The organism is Nonomuraea polychroma (genome assembly GCF_004011505.1).
Taxonomy (GTDB): Bacteria; Actinomycetota; Actinomycetes; order Streptosporangiales; family Streptosporangiaceae; genus Nonomuraea; species Nonomuraea polychroma.
Map to the genome: position 1 here is coordinate 2,849,253 of NZ_SAUN01000001.1, position 14,109 is coordinate 2,863,361.

The window sequence follows — 14,109 nt, forward strand, 5'->3', positions numbered from 1 at the left end:
TATCACATCGATGTGACAGTTTAGCTTGGCCGCATGACATCACCATCTCAACGAGAAGTCGCAAGTCGGCGACCGAATGTCGCTGGGGCGCGCCAGTGGGCCGGGCTCGCGATGCTGGCCCTGCCCACCTTGCTGTTGGCCATGGACGTCACAGTGCTCTACCTCGCAGTGCCACATCTCGTGGCGGATCTGCAGCCCAGCAGCGAGCAGATGTTGTGGATCACCGACGTCTACGGGTTCATGATCGCCGGATTCCTCGTGACGATGGGGACGCTGGGCGACCGGATCGGGCGACGCAGGTTGCTGATGTGGGGAGCGGGGGCGTTTGGCATGGCATCGGTGGCTGCTGCGTACGCCCCCAGCGCGGAGGCGTTGATCGCCGCCCGGGCGCTGCTCGGGATTGCGGGGGCGACGCTGATGCCCTCCACGCTGGCGCTGATCAGCAACATGTTCCGGGACGCACGCCAGCGGGGGACCGCCATCGGCATCTGGGCGGCGAGCATGTCCGGCGGAGTCGCCCTGGGGCCGGTGGTCGGCGGGGCGCTGCTGGAATCGTTCGGATGGGGGGCGGCGTTCCTGATCGCCGTGCCGGTGATGGCGCTGCTGCTGGTGGGCGGGCCGCTAATGATCCCGGAGTACCGCGACACCACCGCAGGGCGGCCCGACCCGGTCAGCGTCGCGCTTTCCCTGGTCGCCATGCTGACGATCGTGTACGGCGTCAAGCTGCTGTCCCACGGGGGCGACCCGGTCCTGAGCGGCGGGATCGTTCTGGCCGGTCTGGCCGCCGGAGCGGTGTTCTGGCGGCGGCAGCGCGGGCTCGCCGACCCGGTGCTCGACGTGACGCTCTTCCGGAATCGCGCCCTCGCCGGCGCCCTGCTCGTCCTGCTCCTGGGCTTGGCCGCCACCGCTGGCACCTACCTGTTCGTCACGCGGTTCCTCCAGGGAGTCGAGGGCTTGTCCCCGCTTGCGGCGGGCCTGTGGCTGGTGCCCTCGTCGGTTGCCATGATCCTCACCTCCCTGGCTGCCCCCATCCTGGTACGGCGACTGCCCGAGCGGGTCGTGGTCGCCGGGTCCCTGGCGGTATCGGCGGCCGGCTTCCTCCTGCTGGTCCTGCTCGGCCAGGCAGCCGGGCTCCCCCTCCTGATCGCCGGCATCGTCGTCGTCTACGTCGGCCAGGGCCCGATCATGGCGCTGGGCACCGACCTCGTTGTCGGCTCCGCCCCGCCCGAGAAGGCCGGATCCGCTGCGGCCATGTCCGAAACGAGCACCGAACTCGGCCTGGCCCTGGGTGTGGCCGTCCTGGGCAGCGTCGGAGCCGCCGTCTACCGTCAGGCCGTGCCCACCGCGCTTCCCGCCGGCCTCCCGTCGGAGGCGACCTCCGCCGCCCGCGACTCGATCGAGGCCGCGGTCACCGCCGTCGCACACCTCCCGCCCGCCCAGGCGGAAGCCGTACTCGCACCCGCCCGGGAGGCGTTCACTGCAGGCCTCAACCTCGTCGCCGGGATCGGCGCAGTCGCCACCCTGGCCCTGGCCGTGCTCGCCTTGGCGGCCCTCCGCCGACAGCCACCGGCCGCCGAACCCGCACCCGCCGAGACGGCGGAGGTTCTCGGCCAGGCCTGAGACCGGCCGCGGCCGGGAGCAAGGCGAATCCAGCCCGCCTCCCCAGCGGCATCTACGGCATCGCCGGCATCTTGTCCACCCTCGCCGACCTGGCCCTTTTCCAGCTCCACCACTGGCCCATGGCTCCATCTGGGTGGCCGAAACCCGGCAGGTCCGCACCGGCGACCTAGGCGCCGGCCCTCATTTCGACATGTGGGCCAGAACCGCGACCTGGCCCGCGGCCGCAGCCTAGGGAGTCGGTAGACGCCGTGGCCCAGCGACTGAGTGAATGGGGATTTCTTGGACGCCTATGGTGGCGTTCCGGACCTTTCGGGAGGAGTTGCCGAAGGCCTGAAACAGACGTGGAGCCCCCGGTAGAAGAGCTCTCACCACAAGACGCTCAACCGGCCGGAAGTCTCCACGTGATTGATCATCGTCCCACGCTTGACGTCTCTCGTGCACTGGTTCAGTACGTCGCGGGGTTGCTGCGGGCAGAGCGCCGGCTGCGTAGGACGCCCAAGGGCAGCCGGGCCTTGACCCCGTTCCGGCAGGCGGTCATGGTGCTGTGCTGGTTCCGCGGCGTGAACGACATCCCCAAGCTCGGCCGCGATCACCGAGTCTCCCGGCCCACCGCCTACCGCTACATCCACGAGTCAATCGAGGTTCTCGCAGATCAAGCCCCAGATCTTTCCGAAGCTCTGGACCGCGCTCAAGCCGAGGGACTGGCGTATGTGATCCTGGACGGCACTCTGATCCCGATCGATCGCTGCGCCGAGCAGACCGTCAGCGTCAAGGGCGAGTCCATCGACGCCTGGTACTCCGGCAAGTGGTACTCCGGCAAGGCCCACCAGCACGCCGGCAACCTCCAAGCCTCTCGGCACCAGACGGCCTGCCGTTGTGGATCGGCGAGGTCGAGCCCGGCTCCGTCCATGATCTGACAGCCGCCCGTGCGAACGTCCTGGGTGCGCTGTACGCCGCTGCCGCACGTGGCCTGCCCACCCTCGCCGACAGCGGCTACGACGGCGCCGGAATCGGCATCCACACGCCGATCAAACAACCCTCCGGCAATCAGATCCTCAGCCCGGACAACCGCACCTACAATCGGCTCCTACGGGCCCTGCGCTGTCTCGGTGAACGCGGATTCGCCCTGCTCAAAGGCCGCTGGCGGACCCTCCAGCACATCACCGTCAGCCCCAGCAGAATCGGCGACATCGCCCGCGCAGGACTTGTCCTCACCCATTTCGAGCACAACGACCTACCGGCAATTCCCTGAGATCACCTCATTGCTCCTCCTGCTCCGTCAAACGCGATCAGATGCTTGACGAACGCGAAATTATGCGGCTCCCGTCGTCCCCGACGATAGGGCTGAAGTTTCTTTCACGTTGTGGAAGCTGCTTTTGAGACAGTCCGCCAACGGTCTTCGCGGAAGACGTGTCCGATGGCTGTCCGAGCACTGGCTCCCCATGCCCCTGGCGCAGGGCACCAGCCGACGCCGCGCGACCGCGTCGCCTCCGGACGCGATTGATCGTGAAAACGCGCGCGAGTAAATCTGGGTAATTGCCGTTGCAAAACCTGTTTACGGTGATATCCGGCAAAGAGTCTTTTGTCAGGATGCTCAGGTCAAGGGTGGAAATCGGCCCCCATAGTCGCGAGGACGCCGGACAACCGGGCCGACGTTCGGTTTTCCTTCGCCGCGGCCGGGCTCTCGCCGCGCCCCGTGCCCGCCGCATCCGAGCTGGCCGCGCACGTACGGACTGGGGATGTGGTCGCTGACCTGCCGTAGGCGCGGCGATCCGGCCACGTCACCCCCGTACCGACGGGGGTCTGGTCATGGCGCGGGCGAAGATCGACGTGACGTGTAGGAAATTTCCTACATATAGTGGGGTGCGTCCTCATTCCGACCTCGAAGATGGGATCATCCATGTCCGCGATCGCCGATCGATTCGACCGCCTCGCAGGGGGCTTCCTGGCCCGCGTTCAGGCGACTCCCGCGGACCGATGGGACCGCGTCAGTCCCTGCGAGGGATGGACGGCCCGCGACGTCGTGGCGCACGTCATCAACGGGCACCGCGGCATCGTCTCGGTCGTGCGCGGCACCCCGCCGCAGCCCTCTCACGGCGTCGGCGTGTCCGGCATGGCCGACGCCCCGCACGTCGAGCCGGGCGCCCACCTCGCCGCCGCCTACGCCGAGGTCCGGGCGGAACTCCGCGCCATCCTCACCGATCCGGCACTGGCGGCCACGCCCCTTCCGTTCAGCCCCATCGGGCCCGTCCCCGTCGAGCGAGCGGCCGACGTCGTGGGGGCCCTGGAACTGCTCGTCCACACCTGGGACCTGGCCCGTGCGGTCGGCGGAGACGAGACCCTGGACCGCGAGGCCGTCATCAGCACCCATGAGAGCCTGCGCCCCCACTACGCCGCCCTCCAGGCGACCGGCGCCTTCGAGCCGCAGGCCGTGCCCCCGGCGGACGCCGACCCGCAGACCGCGTTCCTGTACTTCACCGGCCGCCGCCCCTGACCCACTCGAACGCCGGGATGGGCCGGCACCCCGGGACCGGGCAGTGCTCACCATCCCCATCGGCCAAGTGAACGGGGACGGCGCCGACGGCGACCTGATCGCCCAGCACCGGGCATGCCCGGCCTGCGACGTCCTGCTGACCCGCGCCAGCGGCCTGTTCGGCGACCGCGTCAACCTCACGAGCGATGAGGAAAGAGATTGCCGGGGGTGATCTCTTCGAGACGCGGCACCGCGAACAACGAACAGGACAGGGCCGCCGGAACGATCAACCAGTGTCGCCGCGGCAGGCGGCGGCGCGTTCCTCCAGCAGGGCGCGCTCGCGGGCGTTGCGGGTCATGCTCGCCGCCCGCTCGAACTCGGCCCGCGCCTCCTCCCGCCGTCCCAGCTTGTACAGGAAATCGCCGCGGACGCTCGGCAGCAGGTGGTAGTCCTTCAGTGAGGGCTCGTCCATGATCTGGTCCAGGAGCTCAAGCCCGACCGCCGGGCCGTACGCCATGGACAGGGCGACCGCCCGGTTGAGCTCGACCACGGGGGAGCGCGAGAGCTTGGCCAGCTCCTCGTAGAGGCCGGCGATGCGTACCCAGTCGGTGTCCTCGGGGTTGAGCGCGCGGGCGTGGCAGGCGGCGATGGCGGCCTGGAGCGCGTACGGCCCCCTGGCGCCGCCGAGCTCTTCCACGTGCTCCAGGGCGGCCAGGCCGCGGCGGATGAGGAGCTGGTCCCAGCGGGCGCGGTTCTGGTCGAGCAGCAGGACCGGCTCCCCGGAGGGGCCCACCCGGGCGGCGGATCGCGAGGCGTGGATCTCCATCAGCGCCACGAGCCCGTGAACCTCGGGTTCCTTGGGCATCAGACCGGCGAGGACCCGGCCCAGGCGCAGGGCGTCCTCGCACAGGGCCGGGCGCATCCAGTCGTCGCCGGCCGTGGCCGAGTAGCCCTCGTTGAAGACGAGGTAGATGACCTCCAGGACGGCGGCCAGGCGGCCGGCCAGCTCGGCGCCCTGCGGGACCTCGAAGGGGATCTGCTTGTCGGCGAGGGTGCGCTTGGCGCGGACGATCCGCTGCGCCACCGTGGACTCCGGGACCAGGAACGCGCGGGCGATCTCCTCGGTGGTCAGGCCACCGAGGACGCGCAGCGTCAGCGCCACCCGTGCCTCCATCGACAGGGCGGGATGGCAGGCGGTGAACACCAGGCGCAGGAGGTCGTCCTCGATCTCGTCGACCTCGGGGAGCTCTTCCTCGTGCTCCAGCCGGTGCCCGAGCTCGACCAGGTTGCGCTCGAGGCGTTCGTTCCTGCGGATCAGGTCGATGGCGCGGCGCTTGGAGACCGTCATCAGCCAGGCGCCGGGGTTGCGCGGCACCCCGGACTCGGGCCACTGCTGCAGGGCGGCGACCAGCGCGTCCTGTGCCAGCTCCTCGGCGAGGCCGACGTCGCGCACCATCCGGGCGAGGCCGGCGATGAGCCGGGCCGCCTCGATCCGCCATACAGCCTCGATCGCGCGATGAGTGTCGGAAGCTGTCACGCGCCCATGAGACCAGGGCGGTGGCTCGCCTGGCAACCTGGGGTCATTTCTCGTTGACGAGCCGCCGCAGGCCCCCGCCTGGGTGTGCGTCAGTCGTCTGGCTGGTCGACGCTGAGGCGTTCGCGGAGGGCCTCCTCGCGCTCGCGCTCCTCGGCGGGCATCGAGTCGTCCGGTACGTCCGAGGGGTCGAACACCCGCCACACGTCCAGCCCCACCCCCTCGTGGCCAGGCGGCACCGGGAGGCGCAAGGCCCACTCGATGGCCTCTTCCCTGGACTTCACCTGGATCAGCCAGAACCCGGCGATGAGCTCCTTGGCCTCGGCGAACGGCCCGTCGATCACCGTGGCCTTGCCGCCGCTGTAGGCGATCTGGGCGCCCTGGGAGCTCGGGTAGAGCCCTTCGGCAGCCAGCAGCACCCCGGCCTTGGCCAGCGACTCGTTGTAGGCGTGCATGTTGTCGACGAGCTCCTGGCTGGGCAGCACCCCGGCCTCGGTCTCCGCGTTCGCCTTGCCCACAATCATGAATTTCATTGGTGTTGTCTCCCTTCACGCGTGCCGCGTCTCAGCAACGCGTCGAACGGCGGCCGGGCGAATCGACACGCATTCGCGAGAAGCCGAACGTACTCGAGTTCGGTCGCGACCTGCCACCTCGGAACCGCTGTAGCCTCTGAACACGTGGCGGATGAGGAGATCTTGCAGGATTCTGCGCATCGCAGGGTGATACGCGTCGGCGACACGGTTCGCAGGCCCACGCAGCCGTGGACGCCGGCCGTCCATGCGTTGCTCCGGCATCTGGAGGAGGTGGGTTTCCCCTACTCGCCGCGGGTGCTGGGGATCGATAAGGAGGGTCGTGAGATCCTCACCTACCTGGACGGCGAATCCGGCTCCCAGAGCTGGGCCAAGGTGGTCGAGGATTCAGGTCTGACGTCCTTTGCCCGCCTGCTACGCGACTATCACGACGCGGTCGCCGGCTTTCGCCCGCCCGAGGGAGTCAGATGGTCCAGCGGCGAGGCAGAACCACGCGATGACGAGGTGATCTGCCACGGGGACTTCGGCCCGTGGAACATCGTCTGGCGTCGTGCCCGCCCCGTCGGGATCCTGGACTGGGATTACGCCCGGCCCAGACCTCGGCTGCACGACATCGCCTACGCGCTGGAGTACGTTGCGCCATTTCGCGACGATGCCGAATGCCTGCGCTGGCTGCGCTACCCCACGCCGCCCGACCGGCGTCATCGCCTGGAGCTGTTTGCCGCCGCCTACGGCCTGACTTCGACCGCGGGTCTGATCGATGCGGTCATCAGCGTTCAACGGGACGTCATCGGGCAGGTTCGCCGGCTGGCCGATGTCGGGCACCAGCCCCAAGCCGACTGGGTCGCCGACGGCTTCCTCGACGAAGCGGGACGAAGGCTGGCCTGGAGCCGAGCAAACCGCCACCTGTTCGACTAGCGGCACAGATCGCCGACCAGCACCGATCATCTGGAGGAGTGATGCCGGTCGGTGTTTCGCGTACGGGCGTGTTGGTGTTCTTCGGGGTCCTCGTGCTCGCGGCCCTCGAACCATCGGCGGGATGGCGTTCGAGGAGGTGAGCCGTGAGCACGGGGTGATCTTCCTCCAGCGGGGGCTGGTCGCGGGACTGGACCCCTGCGGCTACGTCTGGAGCCCGCAGAGCGATCCTGCCCGGATTTTCGACAACGTGGAGCCGTCAGGCGATCCCGTCGCCCATACTTTCGAGCATCTGGACGGCGCCTTCTGCTCATGGAAGGGAACTCACTGACGCCTATCGCGCTCGGCTCATCACAGTGACAAGAAGCCTGAGCCGGATGACCGCGGAGAAATCTACGTTGTAAAGGCGGCCAGCTGGTCGAGAAACGCGCGGGCGGCTGGAGGGCAGTCGGCCAGCGACGGGACGGCGAGGGCGAGCGAGCGGGTCGTTCTGGGCTCCAGCGGCCGGGTGACGACCGCGCCGAGGTCGGCGGGCAGGCCCAGCGTGGGGACGATGCTGACCCCGAGCCCCGCGGCCACCATCTCGAGGATGGCGGCCGGACCGCTGGCCTCGAAGGCGATGTCGAGCCGTACGTCCGACTCCCGTGCCGCAGCCATGATGAGAGGGCGGCAGCCGGCGGTGGTCAGGATGAACGGCCGGCCTGTGAGGTCGGCGACGTGGACGACCTCCTGATCGGCCAGCGGGTGGCCGGCGGGCATCGCGGCCACCATGTCGTGGGTGCTGAGAGGGACGGTGTCCAGGCCGGGGGCGGGCAGGGTGACGACGCCGACCTCGGCGGCGCCCCGGTGCAGCCAGGCCCGGATGTCGTCGTCGACCCCCTCGAACAGCCGTACGCGCACCTGCGGGTAGCGGTCGGTGAACGTGCGCAGCAGGCGGGCGATGAGCGTCCCCGTGGCGCTGGGGAGGCTGGCCAGGCGCAGCTCGCCGGTGATCTCCCCGGCGGCGGCCGCCACGTCGGCGCGGATGAGGTCGAAGTGGCGCAGCGCCTCGCGGGCCCGGTGGACCGCGCGGCGGCCGGCCTCGGTGAGGGCGATGCCGTCGCGGTGGCGTACGAAGAGGGCCGCGCCGAGCTCGCGTTCCAGCGCGGCGATGGCGCGGCTGACGGCGGGCTGGGACATGCCGGTCATGTCGGCGGCGGCGGTGAAGCCGCCGTGCTCGGCCACCGCGATCAACGCGCGGAGCTGCGCCAATGTCATAGCGGTATAGCTTAATGGGTATTTGACCCCGGGTCGTTAGAACCCGATGGTTATGCCATGTCTGAGCGAATGACGATCGAGATCGACGGGCGGCGGGCCAGCTATCTGACGGCGGGCGAACGGGGTCCGGTGGTGTTGCTGCTGCACGGGACGTACTGGAGCCGGGTCTGGCAGCCGGTGCTGGACGAGCTCGCGGCGGCGGGGCTGCGTCCCGTCGCGGTGGACCTGCCGGGGTTGGGGCGCTCCGAGGGGGAGCTCACGATGGCGACGGCGGCGGTTCCGGCGCTGGCCCGGTGGGTGGCGCGGTTCGCGGCGGCGGTGGGCGCCGGCGAACCGCTGGCCGTGGCGGGGCACGACATCGGGGGCGCGGTGGCGCAGCATCTGCTGGCCGCGGGCGAGGTGAAGGTGGGGCGGCTGGCGCTGGTCAACTCGGTCACGTACGACTCGTGGCCGGTGCCGGGCGTGGCCCGCTTCCGCGACCCGGCCGTGGTGGCGGCGGTGACCGCGGAGGAGCTGCTGGCCGCCCGCCGCACGGCCGTCACCACCGCGCTGGCCCGTCCGGCGACGGAGGCCGAGCTGGCCGACTACCTGGACCCGTGGAACGACGCCCGGGTGCGACGGTCATGGATGGCGCTGGCCGGGGCCGCCGACAGCCGCTACACGCTGGACCTGGTGCCCGCGCTGCAGGCCGACGGGACGCCGAAGCTGCTGGTGTGGGGCGAGGACGACACCTTCCAGGAGGTCAGGTACGCCGAGCGTTTCGCCGCCGAGATGCCGAACACCTCCCTGGTCCGCATCCGGCGCGCCGGTCACATCCCGATGGAGAACGACCCGGGCGCGGTCGCAGCCGCCCTGGCGCGGTTCTTCGCGGAGTGACCCTGGACGGGGTCAGCTCAGCTCGTCCCACTCGATCTCCTTGATCGAGCCGTCGGGCTGGTAGCGGAAGATCCGGGGTTCCCCATCTGCTCCCGGTCGTTCGGCCGGGGTCGCCTTGCCGACTTCGGCCGGGTGGAAGGGCAGGGCATAGGGCTCCGGGCCGGGTCGACCGGAACGCGGCGAGCGCGCGTCCCGGGTGGGGACGCGCGCTCGTTCGGATGTGATGAGGAGGGTCAGGCGGCGTACTCGGGGTAGCCGTAGCCGACGACCTGGGACTTCGGCCGGGTCCGCTCTTCGACCTTGCCGTTGCCGGTGTTGCCCTCGATCGTCGAGATGGTGCCGTCCTGGTTGTCCTTCACGACGAACCCGACGTGGTTGATGTCGCGGATGTCCTTGCTCCCGCTCCAGGAGAAGAACACGACGGCGCCGGGCTTGACGTCGGTGCCGAAGCGGTTGTTGGCCTTGAACCATTTGGCGTGGGCGACGGTCCAGGCGTCCCAGCCGAGCTGCGGGCGGGCGCCGGTCTGCTCGCCGACCCAGGAGATGAACATCGCGCACCAGGGAGCGTTCAGGTACGCGGCGCGGTTGCCGCCGTCGCGGGCGATGGTCTCGGCGGCGCGCTGGGAGTTGGCGTACCACTGCTGGTACGGGGTGCCGCCGCCGGCGGCGTTCTCGCTGGTGCCGACCTGGGACCTAGCCAGGGCCAGGACCTGATCGGCGGTGACGTTGATCTTGTTCTCGTTGGTCTTCGACTCGTCGGTCCTGGCGCCGGCCTGCTCGGCGGTGGCGACCGGCTGCTTGTCCGTCGCGGCGACGGCGGTGCCGGTGACGTGGGCGGTGACTGCTGAGGCCAGGATGGTGGCGCCGAGGGCGGCGCGGGCGATGTTGATCTTGTTGGCAGCAGCGGGGATGCGGAACTTGGCCATCGAGGGGGTTTACTCCTTGCTTCCATGCCGCTTACCGGGTTAGCTGACGGGCTCGGGCGTGGAAGCTGCCCTACGGCACCGAAGTGCCGATTCGCCCCAAATGACTGGGTCCCCGGTTCCGCGCAAGGCGGATTCAGCGGTCACAGGACTGTCCTGTGATGTTTCGTGCGATGGTCGGACACGACCGGACAAACCGGACGCATGCCTCAAGATGCCCCATAAGGTAATACATGCGGCAAGAGGATTACAACTAGATAAAAGCCCAGTTAGGCAAGTTGCCCGCGGGCGTCGGCCAGAAGCCCCATCATGGCAAGGGATTCGTCAAGCGGCATGATCGAACTCTCGGTCCTGCCTTCGGCCGTGGCAGCGCGGACTTCGCGGAGCTCCCCGGCGTACCCGTTGTCGGCCGGATCGAGCACGTGCTCTTCCGGCTCCACGGAGGGCCCGGTGAGGAGGATCCGCTGCGGCGCCCAGAACGGGGCCTGGATGTCGGCGCGCATCTGAGTACCCACAACGCGGGCATCGTTCGGGTAATTCCCGAGCAACGAGGTCGCCACGAGAGCGTGCCTGCCGCCGGGATAGAGCAAAACACCGGCAGCCTCCGCGTCCACCCCGTTCGGGGCCAGAGAGCCGGTGACACGCAGGTCGGTCGGCATGCCGAGGAGCAGCTGGGCCAGCCCGAACGGGTAGATCCCCAGGTCGAGCAGCGCGCCGCCGCCCAGCTCGGGCGCCCACAGGCGGTGCGCGGGGTCGTAGGGCAGGGTGAAGCCGAAAGAGGCCTGCACCGAGCGGATCTCGCCGAACCGCTCATCGGAGGCGATCTTCTGGATGAGGGGGTTGAACCTCATCCACATCGCCTCCATGAGGAACACACCGGCATCCCGCGCCAGGCGCACCATCTTCTCGGCGTCGTCCACGGTGGCGGCCAGCGGCTTCTCGCACAGCACGGCCTTGCCCGCGGCGATGGCGGCCTCGGCGACCTGCAGGTGCTGGGCGTGCGGAGTGGCCACGTAGATCGCGTCCACGGCCGGATCCGCGCACAGCCGCTCATAGGAGTCGTAGGCCGACTCCGCGCCCAGCGTCGCGGCCAGGGCCTGCGCGCGGCCCAGGTTTCTGGAGCCGACGGCGGCCACCCGCATGCCGGGCTCGGCGGCGATGGCCGCTCCCACCGTCCGCGCGATGCCGCCTGTCGCCGCTATTCCCCACGCAAAGTCCCGCACAAACGGAGATCGTAGACCTGTCAGGTCATGTTAAAGGTGTCGGGGTCGGGTCCGATGCGCTTGTTCCTGTTCATGGCGCCGATCGCGGCCATGTCCTCGGCGTCGAGGATGAAGTCGAACACGTTGAAGTTCTCGCGGATCCGCGAGGGGTTCGCGGACTTGGGGATGACGACGTTGCCGAGCTGCAGGTGCCAGCGGAGCACGATCTGGGCGGGCGTCTTGCCGTACTTGCCCGACAACACGCTCAGCGCCGGGTCGTCGAGCAGCCCCTGACCCCGGCCGAGCGGGCTCCACGCCTCGGTCAGGATGCCGTTGGCCTCGTGGAAGGCCCGCATCTCGCGCTGCTGCAGGTACGGGTGGAGCTCGATCTGGTTGATGGACGGCGTGATGTCGGTCTCGTCCATCAGCCGGGTGAGGGTCTTGACGGTGAAGTTGGAGGTGCCGATGGCCTTGGCCCGCCCGTCACGGTAGATCTTTTCGAGCGCCCTCCACGCCTGGACGTACTTGTCCTGCTGCGGGACCGGCCAGTGGATGAGGAAAAGATCGACGTAGTCGAGACCCAGCCTGGCCAGGCTCTCGTCGAAGGCCTGCTCGGCGCGGCTGTGGTCGGAGTTCCACAACTTGGTGGTGACGAACAGCTTCTGGCGCGGCCGCTTGGCGCTGCGCACGGCCCGCCCCACGCCCTCCTCGTTGCCGTACGCGGAGGCGGTGTCGACGTGCCGGTAACCGGTTTCCAGAGCGGTCGCCACGGCCTGCTCGGCCTCGTCGTTCGGGATCTGCCAGACGCCGAATCCGAGCTGCGGGATCTGCACGCCGTCGGTGTTGAGCATGAGCGAGTTCATCTGAATTGTGGCGCGGAGACCCGGTTTTCATGGCCGGAAGGAAGCGCCACCCTCCTTTCGAAAACAGTATGGAATACATCGGTAACTGTAAGTAACACGTGCGGCGGGTGAGCGCGTTGTGACAGGCGGTGTGCGATGGCGGTCCGCCGCTCCACCACCAAGCGGCACGGACTGCCCTCGGTCGTGCAGCTCCGGCTGATGCCTACCCAGTCCCAGGCCGACGCGCTGGCAGCGGCGGTGCAGGCGGGCAATCAGGCGGCCGCGCGGGCGATCGCCCGGGTGGCCGGCGCGTATGCCAACCGGCGTGCCGCCAAGACGCGGGCTCATGTGTTTCGCCCGTACGGCGCGGTCTCCTACGATGCGCGGCTGATGAGCCGGAACCGCGATGCCCGCACCGTGTCGCTGTGGACCCCCACCGGCCGCGTCACCGTGCCGTGCTCCGGACGGCCGGAGGATCTCAAGGCCGTCGACACGCTGCCGCTCGGCGAGGCCGACCTGGTCTGCCGGCGCCGGGTGTGGCCGCTGCAGGTCGCCGTCACCCTGCCCAAACCTGCGGTGCGCGAGCCGGTCAATGGCTTCCTCGGGGTGGACCAAGGGGTGGCCGACCTGGCGGTCACCAATGACGGCGCGGTGCTGCCCGGCCCCGCGCTGCCCGGCCCGATCCATGGCAACGGGCACATGCGTGCCCGGGGCCGGTTCGCCTGCACCTGGTGTGGCCTCGCTGGGCACGCCGGCCACATCGCGGCCCGCAACGTCGCTGCACGCGGCGTTGCAGGCTGGGCTGTTGTCAACCAGCCGCACGCTACCGGCCTCCCTTCAGCCAGACGGAACCGTGAGAGCAACCCACCGGCTACAGCCGTTGGTAGTTGACAGCCTCCATTGTTCACGTTGCGTTCCAGGCCGATTAAGGCGGCCGGGCTAACTTAGAGCGGTCATGAACGGGCCATCACCCGGCTGGGAGGGCAACGAGTGGTCGAACAGGCGTCGGCCTGGGTGGAGTCCCCGCTCCAGATGCTGTGCGCCGTCGAGGCCCACCACGCCGGCCTCCTCGGGCCCGAGACGGCCGTCGTGCCTCGAGCGGGCCTGCGGCCGCTGAAGGCCACACGCAAGGAGTTGCGCAGGCTCGGGCTGCCCGAAGGCCTGGAGCTGGCCGAGCCGCGTGAGCGCATGCCGCGGCGGGTGCAGGCGGTGGGCGACGCCTTCTCCGGCAAGGTGCAGCTGCGCTGGCTGACCTCCAACCCGGGCCGCATCGTCATCGTCGACGACGGGCTGGCCACGATCCGGCTGCTGGAGCTGCTGGCCGCGGGACCGTACCGGCCGCTGCTGCGGGCCCGCGCGCATCCGACCGCGCTGCGCGCCGCGCTCGGCCTGGCGGCCGCGCTGCGGCTGCGCCTGAGCAAGGTCTCCGTCTTCACGGCGCTGGACGTCGACAAGAAGCTGGAGGACGCCGTCCGCCGCGCCGGCGTCGACCTGGTCCGCCACGACTTCGCCTGGCTGCGCGCCCAGCCCCCCAGCGCCGAGGGCCCGGCCGAGCGCACCGTCGTCCTCGGCACCTCGCTCGTCAGGAACGGCCTGGTCCACCGCGACCACTACCTGCGCTGGCTGACGGACCTGGCCTCGCAGGAGCCGGTGGCCTACTACCCGCACCGCCGTGAGGATCCCGTGGACGTGGCGCTGATCCGGGAACGCCCCGGCATCACCGTCCACGACGCCGGCGCCCCCGCCGAGCTGACCCTGCGCGGCCTGGATCCCGGCCAGCGCGTGCTCAGTCTCCCCTCGACCGCGATCACCTCGCTGCGGGTGCTGCTCAGCCCGCGCGGTGTCGCCGTCGAGCCCGTGGACGTTCCCGATGACTGGTGGACCAGCAGGGCGGCTCCCGCCCTTCGCTCGCATCTGACTGGAGTGTCCGGTTGAAA

Annotated in this window: 14 protein-coding genes, 1 pseudogene and 1 riboswitch; of the genes and pseudogenes, 9 read left to right on the plus strand and 6 right to left on the minus strand. The window is 69.7% G+C overall.

From position 1 onward, the window contains the following. Nucleotides 1-33: 33 nt before the first annotated feature. The 4 genes and pseudogenes from EDD27_RS12630 (at nucleotide 34) to EDD27_RS54120 (ending at nucleotide 4,325) form a co-directional block, all read left to right on the plus strand. Nucleotides 34-1,620 carry an MFS transporter gene (locus EDD27_RS12630; protein WP_421915145.1) on the plus strand — a complete coding sequence of 529 codons (1,587 nt, stop codon included), beginning with the start codon at nucleotides 34-36 and terminating at the stop codon, nucleotides 1,618-1,620. A 401-nt stretch (nucleotides 1,621-2,021) separates the two neighbouring features. Beyond that, nucleotides 2,022-2,872, plus strand: a pseudogene (locus tag EDD27_RS12635) (transposase). Nucleotides 2,873-3,520: 648 nt separating this feature from the next. Next, complete coding sequence (locus tag EDD27_RS12640) at nucleotides 3,521-4,114, plus strand: TIGR03086 family metal-binding protein (RefSeq protein ID WP_164903590.1); 594 nt, start codon at nucleotides 3,521-3,523, stop codon at nucleotides 4,112-4,114. 43 nt (nucleotides 4,115-4,157) lie between these two features. Then, the gene (locus EDD27_RS54120; protein ID WP_164903591.1) at nucleotides 4,158-4,325 is read left to right on the plus strand and encodes a hypothetical protein; all 168 of its coding nucleotides are present in this window, start codon (nucleotides 4,158-4,160) and stop codon (nucleotides 4,323-4,325) included. 54 nt (nucleotides 4,326-4,379) lie between these two features. Here EDD27_RS54120 and EDD27_RS12645 read toward each other — a convergent pair whose 3' ends face one another. Together EDD27_RS12645 and EDD27_RS12650 are read right to left on the minus strand one after the other, a co-directional pair. Next, nucleotides 4,380-5,630: an RNA polymerase sigma factor gene (locus tag EDD27_RS12645; protein WP_127932601.1), complete on the minus strand. Its 1,251-nt coding sequence runs from the start codon at nucleotides 5,628-5,630 to the stop codon at nucleotides 4,380-4,382. An 89-nt stretch (nucleotides 5,631-5,719) separates the two neighbouring features. Further along, complete coding sequence (locus EDD27_RS12650; protein WP_127932602.1) at nucleotides 5,720-6,160, minus strand: YciI family protein; 441 nt, start codon at nucleotides 6,158-6,160, stop codon at nucleotides 5,720-5,722. A gap of 144 nt (nucleotides 6,161-6,304) precedes the next feature. On the opposite strand from EDD27_RS12650, the gene EDD27_RS12655 reads away from it, so the two are divergent. Together EDD27_RS12655 and EDD27_RS12660 are read left to right on the plus strand one after the other, a co-directional pair. Next, complete coding sequence (locus tag EDD27_RS12655; RefSeq protein ID WP_206641376.1) at nucleotides 6,305-7,075, plus strand: aminoglycoside phosphotransferase family protein; 771 nt, start codon at nucleotides 6,305-6,307, stop codon at nucleotides 7,073-7,075. A gap of 121 nt (nucleotides 7,076-7,196) precedes the next feature. Beyond that, nucleotides 7,197-7,403 (plus strand): hypothetical protein, encoded by a 207-nt coding sequence (locus EDD27_RS12660; protein ID WP_127932603.1) that lies wholly within the window; start codon nucleotides 7,197-7,199, stop codon nucleotides 7,401-7,403. Nucleotides 7,404-7,465: 62 nt separating this feature from the next. On the opposite strand, the gene EDD27_RS12665 is transcribed toward EDD27_RS12660, so the two are convergent. After that, on the minus strand, nucleotides 7,466-8,329 hold the full coding sequence (locus tag EDD27_RS12665; RefSeq protein ID WP_127932604.1) for a LysR family transcriptional regulator: 864 nt from the start codon (nucleotides 8,327-8,329) through the stop codon (nucleotides 7,466-7,468). Between the two features lie 57 nt (nucleotides 8,330-8,386). Here EDD27_RS12665 and EDD27_RS12670 point away from each other — a divergent pair, with 57 nt between their 5' ends. Further along, a complete protein-coding gene (locus EDD27_RS12670) occupies nucleotides 8,387-9,205 on the plus strand; it encodes an alpha/beta fold hydrolase (RefSeq protein ID WP_127932605.1) in 819 nt (272 codons plus the stop codon). 233 nt (nucleotides 9,206-9,438) lie between these two features. Here EDD27_RS12670 and EDD27_RS12675 read toward each other — a convergent pair whose 3' ends face one another. From EDD27_RS12675 to EDD27_RS12685, 3 genes are all read right to left on the minus strand, one after another. Then, the gene (locus EDD27_RS12675; protein WP_127932606.1) at nucleotides 9,439-10,131 is read right to left on the minus strand and encodes a C40 family peptidase; all 693 of its coding nucleotides are present in this window, start codon (nucleotides 10,129-10,131) and stop codon (nucleotides 9,439-9,441) included. Between the two features lie 13 nt (nucleotides 10,132-10,144). Continuing rightward, nucleotides 10,145-10,280: riboswitch (cyclic di-AMP (ydaO/yuaA leader) on the minus strand. Between the two features lie 117 nt (nucleotides 10,281-10,397). Further along, entirely contained in the window at nucleotides 10,398-11,351 is a 954-nt protein-coding gene (locus EDD27_RS12680; RefSeq protein ID WP_164903592.1) for a Gfo/Idh/MocA family protein, read from the minus strand. Between the two features lie 20 nt (nucleotides 11,352-11,371). Beyond that, the gene (locus EDD27_RS12685) at nucleotides 11,372-12,193 is read right to left on the minus strand and encodes an aldo/keto reductase (protein WP_127932607.1); all 822 of its coding nucleotides are present in this window, start codon (nucleotides 12,191-12,193) and stop codon (nucleotides 11,372-11,374) included. Nucleotides 12,194-12,328: 135 nt separating this feature from the next. Here EDD27_RS12685 and EDD27_RS12690 point away from each other — a divergent pair, with 135 nt between their 5' ends. Next, nucleotides 12,329-13,063 (plus strand): hypothetical protein, encoded by a 735-nt coding sequence (locus EDD27_RS12690; protein ID WP_127932608.1) that lies wholly within the window; start codon nucleotides 12,329-12,331, stop codon nucleotides 13,061-13,063. Between the two features lie 99 nt (nucleotides 13,064-13,162). Beyond that, nucleotides 13,163-14,107 (plus strand): hypothetical protein, encoded by a 945-nt coding sequence (locus EDD27_RS12695; RefSeq protein ID WP_127932609.1) that lies wholly within the window; start codon nucleotides 13,163-13,165, stop codon nucleotides 14,105-14,107. Nucleotides 14,108-14,109 lie beyond the last annotated feature (2 nt).